Below are 14708 nucleotides of genomic sequence, written 5' to 3'. Positions count from 1 at the left end.
CGCGTTCACTCGGCGAACTGATCGGAGAGTTCGAGAACCCGATCCGCCAGCGTCTCGGCCTCCGTCGCGACGAGACACGTCATCGCCTCCTTGCCGACCGTGCCGCGGTCGACGACGGCGGTGGGGTGCTCATCGTCGCCGTCGAAGAGTCCCTCGACGACCGCTGGCGGCATCCACTCGTCCGTTTCAGGACCGTTCCCGGGGTCGGACTCGCGGGGCAGTTCCGTCGTCCGCCACTCGAGTTCCTCGAGCGCGTGCTCTACGTCCTCGTTGAACCGGAGGTTACACGCGAAGCGCACGTTCGGGCACACTTCCCGCGCGTCGAGGACGAATCGTGCGACGTTCCGCGAGGCACCGAACCGAACCGCGCCGTTGGAACTGATCCCGGCGAGTGTGCGAGTGATCCGCCCCTCGACGGCCGCGATCTCCTCGAGGGACTCGGCGTACGGCGTCGCGCCGACGACGTTCGTTCCGACTTCGGGCACGAGCGGCGAGATGTCTGCCTCGACGATCCGGTTCACGGCGTTTCGGACCGATTCCGCGGTCACCTCCATGGCCGCCCGGTTTCGCTGTTCGACGCCGTGATTGACCGCGCCAGGGCCCCTCCCGACGTCGTAGTGGTATCGAACCGCGCGAGTGAGGAAGTCGGTCGCACCGCCGACGGCGGCCTCGAGCGACTCGCCGCGGGCGAGTCGGGCGGCGACGGCCGCGGCGAGCGTACAGCCCGAGCCGTGGGTCGCGTCGGTGTCGACGCGGGCGTGTTCGAACGTCGTGGTTCCCGTGGCGGTGACGAGCACGTCGCTGATCGTCTCGCCGGGGACGTGCCCGCCCTTGATCAACGCGGCGTCTGCCCCCAGCTCGAGGAGCGCGTCGCCCGCCTCGATAGCGCTCGGCTGGTCTTCGACCGCGACGTCGGTCAGCACCTCGGCTTCGTCCGCGTTCGGCGTGACGACTCTCGCCTCGCCGATGAGGTCCTCGTACGCTCGCTCGGCCGCCGGCTCGAGCAGCCGATCGCCGGAGGTCGCGACCATCACGGGATCGACGACGAGCGGGAACTCGAAATCCGCCGCCTCGCTCGCGACGGCGCTGACGATTTCGGTCGTCGCGAGCATCCCCGTCTTGGCAGCGCCGACGTCGAAATCGTCGGTTACCGCGGCTAGCTGGGCTTCGACCTCCTCGAGGGGAAGCGAATAGGAGCGTTCGACGCCGCGACTGTGCTGGGCCGTGACGGCGGTGATGGCGCTGGTCCCGTAGACATCGTGGGCGGCCATCGTCGCGAGGTCGGCCTGGATGCCGGCACCGCCGCCGGAGTCACTTCCGGCGATCGTCAGGGCGATCGGTGGCGTCTCTGGTGCTGGCGTGCGCATACCTGCTCTATTCCTCCGCTATATAAATCGGTGGTGGGCTGGCGACGACTCCTAGTCAATGGGATTACTCGTCGGCCAACTCGGCGTACGCGGCCCACGAGGGGTCGACGTGAGGATGGTCGACCCGCGTTCCGTCAACGAAGACGGAACCGCCGTCCGGGTCCGTCCCTGCTTTCCCAACCTCACCCAATCCACCCTCGTCGACCACCCGTCCGATCTCGGCGACGACGGTGTCCCGTTCCTCGAGCGCGTCGCGAACGGCGTCGACGCCGCCCGGGTCGACGGCGATCACGAGCGAGCCGCAGCTGGTCGCGTGCCACGGGTCGATCTCGAGGGCGTCACAGACCTCGGCCACACCGGGGCGCATCGGAACGGCCGCGCCGTCGATTTCGAACCGAACGTCTCGCTCGGCGCTGGCCCGCTGTGCGCCGTCGGCCATCTCGTTGAGCGCGCCCGCGAGGCCGCCCTCGGTGACGTCGTGCATCGCGGTCACGGGTCCCGCCGCGGCGGCCGAAAGCGCGTCGCGGACGCAGTGGACGTCCTCGAGTCGTTCCCGCGCGTCCTCGAGGACGCCTTCGGAAAGATCCAGTTGGTCGCCGAACAGCGTGCTCAGCAGGCCGACCGACTCGACGCCGGGGCCGGTCGTCAGGAGGAGTCTGTCGCCGACTCGAGCGCCGTCGGGGCGGACGATATCGTCGTGGTCGCCCACGCCCATGGCGGTCGCCGCGCCCACCCACGGGTAGGAGGGGTCCGAGTAGCGGGCGGTGTGGCCGGTGACGACGGACACGCCGAGGGCCTCGCATTCGGCGTGGATCGTCTCCCAAACGGTCCCGAACGCCTCGTCGCTCATCGACTCGGGGAGCGTAAAACAGATCGAGAGGTGCGACGGCGGGACGCCGCTGACTGCGACGTCGGCGAGCACCAGGTCGAGCGCGAACCGCGCGGCGCGCTCGAGACCGAGCGCCGGGAGGATCGACAGCGGGTCGGTCGCGGTGACCAGCGCACGCCCGTCGACGTCGAGGACGCCGAAATCGACGCCGTGCTGGGGACCGATCGAAACGTCGTCTCGCCGCGCGCCGAGATTCGAGGCGACGCGGCGCTCGAAGAACGTGCGGTCGATTTTACCAAGCTCGCTCACGCGATGGCGTTTCCGTCGCGCCCTCTTATCGGTACTGATCGAGTCACAGCGCCGCTGTAAGCGAGAGTTACAGGAGTGATGTTGGTCAGTTTCTGGGCGAGAGGCTGTCAGAGAAATATTCTCCCGGGAGACATCCACCGATAATAATGAAAAGTATCTTTGTTGAATGTTTCAGTTTATTGGTAGTTTTGAGAGAGATTCTAAGTGCGGGAGAATTATCCATCGCTCCGTACGATCAGAGCGAATAATTATAATTCAAAAATAATAAGACGGTTGTCGGTATCTCTAACACGCTATGGATCTGGCGTTCCCAGAGCGGTCCCAAATCATTCTGGGCATCGGTATCATCTGTCTGGTAGCGGGTACTGGATTATTGTATCTCGGCTTCCCAACGCACACTACCTCGATAATCGAACAGGAACCAAGCGAGGAAGCGATGGCTACCGTCGTGGAATCGTACTCTGCATCTGAAAGTAACATTATCGAATTTTCCACGCTTTCATCGGCAGAACAGACAGCCGTTACACGTGCCAGTCAATCCCCGCAACTGACCTATACAGATCGTGGGGCGTCCGATAGTGGAAGCCATTTTGAGTACCGAAACGACGTTGTAAACCGTTATTTCGTCAGTCATGATGGATCAGTATATCTAGTACACGTCGTCGTAGTGATGAGTCCGTTGTCGATGGGAGGCGGTGTTCTCAGTGGAATCGCCGGAATTACGCTCGTTGTTGGTGGAGTATGGAATGGCCGTCGCAGTGACTGACACACAACCACTAACCGAAACACACAGCGGTCCCCAGTCGCAGTCAGTACGTATCTGTAGTGTACGTGTGTTCCAGATTCGAACACCCCTGAAGAGGAGGACCTCAACAGAGTCTGAACAGCCGCTACTGGACGGCAACTACATATGCGAATGTACTGCCGATTAACCTGCCAGCTGCGACAGATGTTCTTCCTTTGATGCGAGATATAGCGTGCGAATGTCGCACGAGATTCTGATTGATTGCCAGGGTGGAGATTGTTCAGTACAGCGCGAGAAGTGAATATTGTGTCAATAAGGACAAATTATTTATCAAGAGAATATTAATTAACATTTGGGTGATAGATTTGATGAGTCATGATATTGTGATTCATGATGCGTACATCCTTACGGTCAACGATAAGAACCAACTCTATGAACGGGGGACACTCCTTATTGAGAACGGCCGCATCACCGAGGTACGAACTACTAGGGAAGGCGATCAGCACATCTCTGCTGATCATGTTATCAACGGTGATGGGATGGTTGCGATGCCCGGACTGATCAATGCTCACACACACCTCGAAATGACACCGCTCATCGGTGCATTCAGCGACTTCGATCTGATGGAGATGATGGGTCATATGACGGCCCTCATCAATCGCCTTGAGGATGGAAAGTATGAGTACCTCGCGGAAGCAGGATACGAACTCGCTGCGCTCAACTTCCTCGCCGGTGGTGTCACCACCGTCAACTCACAAGATGTCCACCCGAGTGCCGCTGCCAAGACATTTGGTGAGGCGGGCCTCCGTGGATTCTTCGGACCGATGATCTCCGACCTCTTCTGGGATGTGCCTGTGGACGAGCAGTTTGCCCGTGCCCGCAAATTCATTGGTGAATACCATGACACGTACGACGGGCGTATCCGAGCTACGATCAACCCACACGATGACTGGTCGTGTACCCGGGAGTTATGGGATCGAACCGCCGATCTCGCTGCCGAGTTCCCCGACCTGCTCGTCCATACTCACCTGCTCGAACTCGAAGAGAGCAACGTGATGGCACGATCGAACGGTGCAAAGGACTCGCTTGACCTGCTTGACGATATCGGTCTCCTCAACGACCGGCTGGTAGCTGCTCATTTCCGCCTCGCTGATGACGATGACATCCGACGGACTGCTGACACGGGCGCGTCGGTCGTGCACTGCCCGTCAGTGTTCTGTTACTGGAATCCGGGCGGCGACATGCAGTGGACACCAGTGCCGGAACTCCGGGCAGCGGGTGTCGATGTTGGGTTAGGTATTGATGACCACTACTGGCATGACTCATACAACTTGTTCGGTGAGGCTCGACAGGCACGGCTCGCGGCGAATCTCAAACGGTCAGCTGGTCAGTTCACTTCGATGGAACTAGTACGAATGCTCACGATTGAGGGAGCTCGTACCCTCGGTATCGGAGACAAAATTGGGAGTCTTGAGCCAGACAAGCATGCTGATGTGATTCTTCTTGATGTGGAGAAGCCGAAGTTCACACCACTTACGAATCTTCCCGCACATATTGTGAACAATGCAACACCGTCTGACGTGGAAACTGTTATTGTAGATGGTGAGATTGTGATGCGAGACAGTAATGTCAGAACGATGGATTCAGAAGGAGTGCGCGAGGCCGTTAAAACTTCCATTAACCGCTTGAATAAGGAGACAAGTTGGAACCTAGATATCGGTGGAAGTAACCCGCCGAGTGAATTGGAAACCACTCGTAACCTACCGAAACGTGGCCCGGTACAACTACTTGGACGACTCGCGTTTCAAAAACTGAAAGATAACTCACCGTTATAGAATCAGTTGAGTAATACGGATCTCTTTATTCAAATCGGGAGTGAAACACGCGCTCAGTACGCAAGTCTACTGAACGGATGGTTCGTCGGTTTCGGCACGAAACAAAAGGAAAGTGGCGTGCTGTACTCATCCTCTATATTTTGCAGGTGGTTCTTGACAGAACTCGGGAAGATTTCGATCCCAACCGGTATGTGAGTCTGTACTTATCGGTGAACAGACCCAATGGGGAAGATACGAGAACTGTTGTCTGCTCCCCTCGAGACAATGGGGATAGTTGTGGAATGTTACTCAGCATCACGGGAAGTGCTGGTTTGTTTTGCTGTTTATCACGTTTACATGACTGTCTTCTCTCGCTGAGTGAACCGCGGGACAACCGTTTAGATGCAATCTGTTGAGCCTTCACAGAACGTGACACACTCAACCCGAACTGGCGCGATCCTCGCCGTCGTACTGGTCGTGGCGCTGGCCGGCTGCTCCGGTGCGATGCCCGGCGGCCAGGAATCCGCCGACGAAGACGAAGTCGCACAAACCGACATTCTCGAGGAGATCGAGGCGGTCGACTCGTATCAGTACGAGATGACGCGGACAGTCGAGACTGAAGATGGCGACGAAACGATCGTCTCCGAAGGACGGATCAACGAGTCCGCGAACCGCTCGCACGTGAGTTCGACGGCCGACACCGAACTCATCTCGGAGAACGAGTCGGTTCGAATCGACGAGTACATCGTCGAGGACACGCTGTACGCGTCGATCGGCGGCGACTGGTTCCAGATGGAACTCGAGGGCAACGTCTGGGAGGAAAGCGCCCAGCTCGCGGCTCAGACGGACTTTATCGAAACCGGGACGCTGACCGAGGAAGGGACCGAGACGGTAAACGGGGTCGAAACGACCGTCGTCTCGGTTGAAGCAACCGACGAACTGAAATCGGAACTCCAGAACTCGCCGACCTTTCAGGCGACCGGTGCGACCGTCGACGACGTCTCCTACGAACTCTACGTCGACGAGGAGACGAACTACATCCACAAGATAGACACCGAGTTGACGACGACAACCGGCAACCAGACGACCACCTCCTCGACGGAGATGACGATCACCGACCACAACGAACCCGTCGACATCGAGCTGCCGGCCGACGCCGAGAACGCGGAGGAAGGCGCGCCGCCCACGCCATAGTCCCTCGAGTAGGGCGTTTAGACGCCCGCAGTGTATCGGCCGTCCCCCGCCGAACAAAGCACACCCCTTTTTCGCTCCGTCCCCAACCCGCATCCATGACGACGACCTGGGCGGACCTCTTCGAACGGGCCGAGACGATCGACGCCGACCTCGAGACGATCCGGGAAACCCTCGAGGTCCAGCGCGACGGCGATGGATCGGACGATCCCGAACCCCACCCTGCGGGAGACGAGGTGAGCGAGGATGAGTGAGCAACCGAACCCGACCCGCGTCGTCGCGGCCACCGACGTGCTCGCGGCCGACCTCCTCGTCGACGGCGACGCCCGCGCGGCGCTCGATCACGTCCGACGCCACTCCTGGGTCGACCTCGTCGCGAGCGACGAACTGCTCGCCGAGACCGAGCGCCTCGTGGCCGCTCTGGCCGACGCGGACCTGGCGGCCGACCACCGCGAGCGACTCGAGGCCGAACGCGTTCGGGTCGAACAGCCCCCGGAGGACCACCCCGCGCTCGCGTCGGCCTATCAGGGCGACGCCGCACACCTCTTGAGCTACGACGAACGGCTCGGGTCGGCGAAAGCCGGGTTGACGCTCCAGCCTCGAGTCTCGGTCAGTGTCCGACCGCCGGACGCATTCGCGACTCTCTTCGATCCCGAAAGCCTGTACAGAACGGTCGAGGGCCACGACGGGGAGTATCCGGGCCCCGATCGGGATCCGCGAAACGGTGAGCCATTCGAGTAGTCGCGTTTCCGGCCAGCAGTTATCGGATCCTCCCGCCGACGTGGCGGTATCTGGCGATAAGGTACCCGACGGCGGTCACCCAAAGTGCGACGATGAACCCGTAGATGCCCGGTGCAGACGGCGTCGGAATCCCCTGATACGCCGCCACCAGGTAAACGAGGGCGTAACCGGTGATCGGGAGACCGACGTACACCCACATACTCGGGATCCACGTGACTCCGTCCGGTCGCGGTTCAGTACCGTCGATGAACAGCGCGACGAACGCGACGAACGACAGCGGTATCAGTACCAGCAAGAAGAGTGCCGACAGCAGGAACCAGCCGTCGCTCTGTCCCTCGCTAACGATCAAAACGACTGCCGCCGGCGGGGCCAGGAGCACGTACGCCGCGAGCGGGATCCACCAGCGCGAGTCCCGAACGTCGCGCGCTCGAGTCTCCCCCGGTGGAACGATCCGATGCTCTCGATCGAGTCGATTGACCGCTCGAGCGGTGATCGCCGCGATCACCGCCGTTATCGCTGTGGTCAGCCCGACGCCGAGGATGAGGGCGGGCGGCGTGAAGACGGCGGCGAACACGGTCATCTCCTGCGATCCGGTCCACATCGTGGTAGCCGAGTTCGCGAGATAGAGGAGGACCGTTCCGATCGAGCCAACGAGCCCGGTCCAGACGCCGGCGCGGCGACTCTCCGTTTCGCGGTCGCTGTAGCGGTAGCCGACGACGACCGCGGCCACCAGTAACGGCAGTCCCGAGACGGAGCCGCCGACGACGACTCCGTCGTCCGGAACGGGTTCCCAGGACAGAAGCAGGGTGAACGGAATCGTCGCGAGTCCGGCAAGGATCGCAAATCGGAGCGAGTCGTCCGTCAGGCCGTCGCGGACGGGTTGAAGCGAGGGAAGGGCGGATCGAAGCGGAGCCATGTGTGGCTGGTTTTTTGTTGACACGTCCTCTTGAAGATACTGTTCGCATCAGTCGGTATTGGTGAGAAAGCCGGAGAGAACAGCTTCGCCAGTGGCTCCGCCGAACTATCGTTCGTCGGCGTACCACTCGGCGAACGTCGCCAGCGCCCGGCCGCGGTGGGAGATAGCGTTTTTCTCCTCGGTGCTCATCTCGGCCATCGTCTGGCCGTTGTACTCGAAGATCGGATCGTAGCCGAACCCGCCCTCGCCTCGAGGCGCGACCAGCGTCCCGGCCACGGAGCCCGCGAACGTCTCGGTGCCGTTCTCGTCGCAGTAGGCCAGCACGGTTCGGAATCGCGCGCGGCGGTCGTCCTCTTCGCGGGCCAGTCGCCAGAGGCGCTCGACGCCGACTGTGTCCTCGACGTAGGCGGAGTAGGGGCCGGGAAAGCCCCCGAGTGCGTCGACGAACAGCCCCGCGTCGTCGACCAGCACCGGTTCCTCGGCTCCCAGTTCCTCGTAGGCCTCGAGCGCCCCCTGGGACGCGATAGCCGCGAGGTCATCGCTCTGGATCTCCGTGTAGTCGTAGTCGACCTGTTCGACGGGTTCGATCCCCTCGAGGTAAGCGGTCGCCTCGCGCACTTTTCCCTCGTTTCCGGTGACGAACTGGACGGGCATACGAGAGGGGGCGTCCGGGAGGGCTAAAGCGTCGTCGGTGTCTCCCGATTCGGGTCGCTCATTCAGATCGGGTCGCTCGTTTCGGTATCGGGTCGCGAGATCGATCGGCGAGCGCCCTACTCGCACGGGCCACAACGAGTACCGGGCCTCGCCCTCCCCAGCCGACTCGTTCGCTCGCTGTCCCGCGCCGCCCCGCGTCGCTCGCTCACTCGCCCCTCGCGCGCTGTGTCGCGGCTCACTCTCCGTTCGCCCCAACACAGCGCGCACCACCGTCTGTCGATACTCCTTTCCAGTCGCCAGATCACAGCTCGAGGCTGCGTATCACCCTCGACTCGGCTTTCTGAAGGTGTTCTGCTGCCGTCCCCGGGGAGACATCCAGTTCCGCGGCGACGTCCTCGACGCTCGCCTCGCGCGGAACCGCGTAGTACCCCTCGTTTCGAGCGATTCTGAGCGCCTCACGCTGTCTCCGTGTCAGGCCGGTCGTTCCCGAGCCAAGGGGGCGTTCGTACTCACCGACCCGTTTGACGTCCGCCCTGATGCCGTCCGGAATCGACTCGAGGGCCCGTTGGAGGTCGGTCGGTTCGCCAACGACCGAGAATCGAAGCGTCCAGTCCGAGCGATACTCGAGCGGCGGCAAGGCGACGAGCGTCCCCCGAGTGAACGTCTCGAGAAGCTGTTCGCCGACGTCCTCGGGAACGTCGCGGACGTAGACCGAAAAGGACCGTTCCCCTAACTCCGTCAGGTCGTACGAGACTGTTCCACCGAACTCCGCAATGGCTCGTTCGTAGGCCGCAGCGTCGCCGACGACGTGAAAGATAAACGAGCGCTCGTCGTCATCCGTGAGGTTGCCGTGTACCATCCGGTAGGAGTCGAACGCGTCGCTCTCGGCGACGAACCGATGCATGGGGTGGATCGTCTCGGCATCGTGGTGAAGCGTCAGCCGAACCGTTTTCATCGTTCGCAGATCCGCTCGAGTATATAAATAGCCTAGTGGCTGATGCAGAATCGACTCCCGAGGGTCGCTCCCATTCGAAACTATGTCGACGGGTTCTGAATCCGAGGCGCTCGAGACGAGTGGGCGAACCGAAATCGAGGACCGGGAGGACGGAATCGATCTCGAGACCCTGCTCGGCGGGGCGATCCTCGCTCGAGACGATCACGACAACGCGCCGGGAATCGTGGTACGACCTGACGAAGTGGTGGCTGTACTGGAAACCCTTCGCGAGGAGGCAGGGTTCGATCACTGCGCCTGCGTGACCGCCCAGCAGTACCACGATCGGTTCGAGACGATCTATCACCTCCGATCGTACGCCGATCCGACGCGGGAACTGAGCGTCGTGGTTCCCACCGCGGTCGACGACCCGGTGAGCGATTCCGCCGCGTCGGTGTACCGGACCGCAGAGTGGCACGAGCGCGAGGCGTTCGACCTCCTCGGAATCGATTACGAGGGCCATCCTGACCCGCGACGAATCCTCCTGCCGGAAACGTGGCAGGGCCATCCGCTCCGTCTCGATTACGACCAGACGAAACCGCAGGTCGTCACGCTCTCCGAGAACGCGAACCCGATCGCGGGCGACGAACGCGATCCCGAGTCGGAGACGATGTTCCTCAATATCGGTCCGCACCACCCCTCCACGCACGGCGTGCTCCACGTCGAGGCCGTGCTCGACGGCGAGACGGTGATCGACGCCGACCCGGACATCGGGTACATCCACCGCTGTGAGGAGCAACTGTGCCAACAGAGCACCTACCGCCACCAGATCATGCCCTACCCCGACCGCTGGGACTGGGTCTCGTCGGGACTGTTGAACGAGTGGGCGTACGCACGGGCCGCCGAGGATCTCGCGGATATCGAGGTGCCGGAGTACGCACAGGTCATCCGGACGATGGGTGCGGAACTCTCTCGAATGGCCTCGCACTTCATCGCGCTCGGGACGTACGCGCTCGACGTCATCGGCGAGTTTACCGTCGCCTTCCAGTACGCGATCCGCGACCGCGAACTCGTCCTCGATATTCTGGAGGACCTGACCGGCCAGCGGATGATGTTCAACTACCTTCGACTCGGCGGCGTCGTCTGGGACCTCCCCGAACCTCGCGAGGAATTCGTCACACAGGTGCGTGACTTTCTCGCCGAATTACCCGCGAAGATCGACGAGTACCACAACCTGCTCACGACCAACGAGATCTTCCAGATCCGCTGTGTCGATACCGGGATCCTCGAACCCGAAGTCGCCAAAGAGTACGGCTGTACGGGCCCCGTCGCACGCGGATCGGGGATCGACTACGACCTCCGGCGCGACGACCCCTACGGCTACTACGAAAATCTCGAGTGGGACGTCGTCACCGAAGACGACGGCGACAACTACAGTCGGCTTCTCGTCCGAATGCGGGAAGTCGAGGAATCCGCGAAAATCATCGAGCAGTGTCTCGACCTGATCGAGGAGTGGCCCGAGGACGAACGAACGGTCCAGGCCAACGTCCCGCGCACGCTCAAGCCCGACGCGGATTCCGAAATCTACCGCGCCGTCGAGGGAGCCAAGGGCGAACTGGGGATCTACATTCGGGCGGACGGCACCGACACGCCAGCACGGTTTAAAATCCGAAGTCCCTGTTTCTCGAATCTCTCCGTCCTCCCCGAGATCTCCCGCGGCGAGTACGTCGCCGACCTGATCGCCTCGATCGGCAGCCTCGACTGTATCATGGGTGAAGTCGATCGGTAGCTAGAAAACGGCGGAGTCGACCCGTGCAGCGGCGATCAGTCGTCGTTGTCGTCGTCGACGATCACTTCGACCGGTTCGTCCTCCGTGTCGTCCTCGAGGTCGTCGGCGTCGGATTCGCTCGTTTCCTGTTGATAGAGCAACGCGCCCGCGACGAGGACGACGACCCACGACCGCCAGTTGGCGAGGTTCAGGGTGTAGCCGACGCCGAAGGGCTTCTCGACGAGCATGCCTTCGCCCGGTTTCCAGTACGAGGAGAGCATCCGGCCGATACTTGGACGTTCGAAGTTGTACGGTACCCCGAGAATCTCTCCGGAGGTCGGCTTGTCTGCCATGCACGGGCTTACGGCCTCGCCTGATAAGAATATTGTGTGACTGTCTCGGCTTTCGAAGAATCGTCCCCAGCGCCGGCGGTATCGTCGCCGATCGCCCGATCGAATTATCCAAGAACGAGAAGGATACCGACGATACACCTAATACACTCGAAGACAACCCATACACATGCCGATCGATATCGAGACGTTCGAATCCTCCGGCGAGGATCGCCTCACTGCTGGTGGCGAGACGAACGCTGAACGGGTCATGCACTTTCTTGCGACGAACCCCGATAAAGCGTTCACGCAGAGTGAAATACGCGATTCGACCGGGGTCAAAGCCGGTAGCATCAGCGTCGTCCTCTCTCGTCTCGAGGACCGCGACCTCGTCCGACACAAGGGCAACTACTGGGCGCTCGGTTCGAGCGATGATATCGCAGCATACGCAGACACGCTCGAGAGCACGCGCGCTGCAAACGACCGGTTCGGCGAGGAGGATATGGACGAGTGGCTGGAACATGCGGTCGAAGACGAGGACCACGAATGAGCTATCGGCGAGGCGATGTCGTCTGGGGACCTGACCCTTTCAAATCGACTGAAAATCCTCGCCCATGGCTTATTCTCAACAACGATACGCATCCGTTTGGCAACGAGCAGTATATGACCGTGACACTAACGACGACGCCGCACGACGGCACCGTCCCGATCGAGTCTGAGGACTGGGTGGAGGGGGGAATGCCTCGACAGAGTTACGCATCGCCGTGGTCGACTGCATCTCCGAAACACGCTGCGATCGTGCGCCGACAGGGCCGTCTGCGCGAGACGTTCGTACAGACTGTGGTCGAGTCGATGCAGACGTATCTCGCTCCGCAACTACACTCGAGTAAGACCGCTTCTCGGTCCGGTTAGGACTCCGAGACATACCGTCCGCGCCCTTCGACGTCCGCGAGTCGCTCGAGAACGCGCACTTTGCCCTCGCTTCGGTACCCCTCGCGAAGCGCCGCTCGGAGGGGTTCGGGCTCGTCGGCCGTCCCGACGAGGCTCTGGTCGAAGACGTGAACGTCCATCGCGTAGTCCTCGACGTGATCGGTGTGATAGCCGAGACCGAAGTCGATCAGGAACGTCCGCTCCGGGGCGACCCGAACGTTTCGCGTCGTCGGATCGCCGTGGACGAACCCCGCCCGGTGCAGTTTCGCGAGGTGGCGGCCGACGGTGCGAACCCGCTCGGTAGACAGCGACTCGCGGAGGTCTGTCTCGCCGACGTACTCGAACGCGAGGGTCGCCTCCCGCGCGTCGATATCTGTCAGCACCGGCGTCGGGACGCCCTCGCGTCGCGCCAGGTTCGTCAGTCGCGCCTCGATTCGCGTCCGCTCGCGGCGCAGTCGCTCGTCGAGTTCCGGGTGGCGATAGGACTTCGATCGGCGATTCTTGGTCACTCGGCCGAGCTGTCCGCGATCCGGCTCGAGGGTGACCAGCGCCTCGGCACCGCGAACGTCGCCGCTCGTGTCCTCGTCTCCGTTCTCGACCCGTCGTTCGGACCGCCCACGCCACGTGACCGGCACCTGATCGGGCCGAAAGTCCGGATCGACGTGCGAGTCCTCGATCTCGAGCGTGTCACCGGCCTCGTACATCTTCGCCCCGAGGACGGCGATCATGCCCGCGTTGTCCCGCAGGAATCGCGGATCGGGGGCGTGAAACTCGGCCCCGCGCTGGTCGCACATCTCGGCGAGCATCTCGCGCAGGCGTTCGTTCTGCCCGACGCCGCCCCCGAGGACGAGTTCGTCGCTGCCGGTCAGCGAGAGCGCGCGCTCTGCGACTTCGGTGAGCATGGCGAAGATGTTCTCCTGCAGCGAGTAACAGATGTCCTCGACCGCCACTCCGTCGTCGGACCGCTGTTTCGCCGCGCTCATGATCCCCGAGAAGGAGAAGTCCATCCCCTTGACGACGTAGGGGAGGTCGACGTACTCGCCGTCTTCGGCCGCGGCCTCGACTTTCGGCCCGCCGGGGTGACTCCAGCCGACGTGACGGGTGAACTTGTCGATGGCGTTGCCGACGCCCGTGTCCATCGTCTCTCCGAGCACGCGATAGCGCCCGTTCCGGTAGGCAAGCAGATGCGCGTTCGCGCCGCTCGCGTTCAAACACACCGGCGAGTCGAACCCCGACGTGTGACGGCCGATCTCGAGGTGGGCGACCATGTGGTTGACGCCGACCAGCGGCACCTCGAGTGCCTGGCTCAGCGCGCGGGCCGCGGTTCCGACGATCCGGAGGCAGGGACCGAGCCCCGGCCCGCGCGAAAAGGCGACGGCATCAACAGGCGCAGCCTGTTGGCCCGACGAGCGATGCTCGGCGAGGTCGTCGGTCGTCGGCCCGCTCGCCGCTTGCGCGTTCGTGTCGCGATCGGCCGCCGACTCCTCCAGGTCTCGAGCGTGCTCGAGGGCCGTCTCGACGACGCGCGGGATCGCTTCATGCATGTGTTCGGCGGCCTCGCGCGGGTGGATGCCGCCGCTTTCGGGTTCGTACGCGTCGCTCTCGATGAAGACCGCGTCGGAAGAATTCGCCCCGCCGGCGTCAGCGTCGGAATCGTAGACGGCCGCGCTGGCCGCCCAGGCGGTGCCCTCGATTCCGAGGATTCGCATTCGTTACTCCCACTCGGTGTAGCCGCACTTGCCGCAGTGCTGGCGGTCACCGTGGTCGGCGAGGAACGTGTCGCCACAGCGCGGACAGTGTTCGCGGTCGGCCGAGCCGTCGTCGTTGTAGATGTCGTGTCGGGCCATTTATGCTTCCTCCGCCTCGGCGGCTTCTTCGGTCTCGGCGTCGCCCTCGGCATCGGCGACGATCTTGTTGCGCTCGAGCATGTGGTCCTGTTCGACGTCTCGAGCGAAGTCCGCGGTTTCGTAGACCTTCGCCTGACCGACCGTCTTTCGCATCCCGAACTTGGTGTCGAGTTTGCGGATGACGACTTCGCCGGCTTCCTTGTTCAGTTTCGCCGCGAGACTGTCACGGACCTGGAGACGAGACGGCGTCGCTTCGTCGTGGGTCAACTCGAACGTGACGTCCGTTCGGTGCAACATGGGATTCTCCGATTCGGAGATGATGTCGACGTCCATGATA

Annotated in this window: 15 protein-coding genes; 6 read left to right on the top strand and 9 right to left on the bottom strand. The window is 62.3% G+C overall.

What is annotated here, in order from left to right; all coding sequences use genetic code 11:
• Positions 1 to 5: 5 nt before the first annotated feature.
• Together thiD and BM348_RS02420 are read right to left on the bottom strand one after the other, a co-directional pair.
• Positions 6 to 1367, bottom strand: coding sequence for a bifunctional hydroxymethylpyrimidine kinase/phosphomethylpyrimidine kinase (gene thiD / locus BM348_RS02425; RefSeq protein WP_092901472.1), 1362 nt, complete (start codon positions 1365 to 1367; stop codon positions 6 to 8).
• Positions 1368 to 1431: 64 nt separating this feature from the next.
• On the bottom strand, positions 1432 to 2505 hold the full coding sequence (locus BM348_RS02420) for an AIR synthase family protein (RefSeq protein WP_092901469.1): 1074 nt from the start codon (positions 2503 to 2505) through the stop codon (positions 1432 to 1434).
• A gap of 1113 nt (positions 2506 to 3618) precedes the next feature.
• Here BM348_RS02420 and BM348_RS02410 point away from each other — a divergent pair.
• The 4 genes from BM348_RS02410 (at position 3619) to BM348_RS02400 (ending at position 6996) form a co-directional block, all read left to right on the top strand.
• Positions 3619 to 5085, top strand: coding sequence for an amidohydrolase family protein (locus BM348_RS02410; RefSeq protein ID WP_092903550.1), 1467 nt, complete (start codon positions 3619 to 3621; stop codon positions 5083 to 5085).
• Between the two features lie 408 nt (positions 5086 to 5493).
• A complete protein-coding gene (locus BM348_RS02405) occupies positions 5494 to 6258 on the top strand; it encodes a DUF6612 family protein (protein ID WP_092901463.1) in 765 nt (254 codons plus the stop codon).
• 95 nt (positions 6259 to 6353) lie between these two features.
• Positions 6354 to 6509 carry a hypothetical protein gene (locus tag BM348_RS21055; protein ID WP_175507083.1) on the top strand — a complete coding sequence of 52 codons (156 nt, stop codon included), beginning with the start codon at positions 6354 to 6356 and terminating at the stop codon, positions 6507 to 6509.
• Positions 6502 to 6996 carry a DUF7384 family protein gene (locus BM348_RS02400; protein WP_092901460.1) on the top strand — a complete coding sequence of 165 codons (495 nt, stop codon included), beginning with the start codon at positions 6502 to 6504 and terminating at the stop codon, positions 6994 to 6996. Before BM348_RS21055 ends, BM348_RS02400 begins: the two co-directional genes overlap by 8 nt.
• 19 nt (positions 6997 to 7015) lie before the next feature.
• Here the strand turns inward: BM348_RS02400 and BM348_RS02395 are convergent, their stop codons facing one another.
• The 3 genes from BM348_RS02395 to BM348_RS02385 all read right to left on the bottom strand — a co-directional run bounded on the left by BM348_RS02395 (position 7016) and on the right by BM348_RS02385 (position 9521).
• Positions 7016 to 7912, bottom strand: a complete 897-nt coding sequence (locus BM348_RS02395; protein ID WP_092901457.1) for a DUF5518 domain-containing protein — start codon at positions 7910 to 7912, stop codon at positions 7016 to 7018.
• Positions 7913 to 8017: 105 nt separating this feature from the next.
• The gene (locus BM348_RS02390; protein WP_092903548.1) at positions 8018 to 8566 is read right to left on the bottom strand and encodes an XTP/dITP diphosphatase; all 549 of its coding nucleotides are present in this window, start codon (positions 8564 to 8566) and stop codon (positions 8018 to 8020) included.
• 301 nt (positions 8567 to 8867) lie between these two features.
• Positions 8868 to 9521: a helix-turn-helix domain-containing protein gene (locus BM348_RS02385; RefSeq protein ID WP_092901454.1), complete on the bottom strand. Its 654-nt coding sequence runs from the start codon at positions 9519 to 9521 to the stop codon at positions 8868 to 8870.
• Positions 9522 to 9603: 82 nt separating this feature from the next.
• On the opposite strand from BM348_RS02385, the gene BM348_RS02380 reads away from it, so the two are divergent.
• The gene (locus tag BM348_RS02380; RefSeq protein ID WP_092901451.1) at positions 9604 to 11286 is read left to right on the top strand and encodes an NADH-quinone oxidoreductase subunit D; all 1683 of its coding nucleotides are present in this window, start codon (positions 9604 to 9606) and stop codon (positions 11284 to 11286) included.
• A 35-nt stretch (positions 11287 to 11321) separates the two neighbouring features.
• Here BM348_RS02380 and BM348_RS02375 read toward each other — a convergent pair whose 3' ends face one another.
• On the bottom strand, positions 11322 to 11618 hold the full coding sequence (locus BM348_RS02375) for a DUF5808 domain-containing protein (protein WP_092901448.1): 297 nt from the start codon (positions 11616 to 11618) through the stop codon (positions 11322 to 11324).
• A 166-nt stretch (positions 11619 to 11784) separates the two neighbouring features.
• Between BM348_RS02375 and BM348_RS02370 the strand changes: the two genes are divergently transcribed.
• A complete protein-coding gene (locus BM348_RS02370; protein ID WP_092901445.1) occupies positions 11785 to 12144 on the top strand; it encodes a MarR family transcriptional regulator in 360 nt (119 codons plus the stop codon).
• Positions 12145 to 12502: 358 nt separating this feature from the next.
• On the opposite strand, the gene BM348_RS02360 is transcribed toward BM348_RS02370, so the two are convergent.
• From BM348_RS02360 to BM348_RS02350, 3 genes are read right to left on the bottom strand one after another with little or no spacing between them, the layout of a single operon-like run.
• Positions 12503 to 14233: a bifunctional N(6)-L-threonylcarbamoyladenine synthase/serine/threonine protein kinase gene (locus BM348_RS02360; protein WP_092901439.1), complete on the bottom strand. Its 1731-nt coding sequence runs from the start codon at positions 14231 to 14233 to the stop codon at positions 12503 to 12505.
• Between the two features lie 3 nt (positions 14234 to 14236).
• Positions 14237 to 14371, bottom strand: coding sequence for a 30S ribosomal protein S27ae (locus tag BM348_RS02355; RefSeq protein WP_092901436.1), 135 nt, complete (start codon positions 14369 to 14371; stop codon positions 14237 to 14239).
• Positions 14372 to 14704: a 30S ribosomal protein S24e gene (locus tag BM348_RS02350; protein ID WP_092901433.1), complete on the bottom strand. Its 333-nt coding sequence runs from the start codon at positions 14702 to 14704 to the stop codon at positions 14372 to 14374. It lies immediately after the preceding gene.
• Positions 14705 to 14708 lie beyond the last annotated feature (4 nt).

The organism is Halostagnicola kamekurae (assembly GCF_900116205.1).
GTDB classification, from domain to species: Archaea; Halobacteriota; Halobacteria; order Halobacteriales; family Natrialbaceae; genus Halostagnicola; species Halostagnicola kamekurae.
The sequence above is the reverse complement of the archived record's forward strand: the minus strand, read 5'-3'. Positions and strand labels throughout refer to the sequence as shown.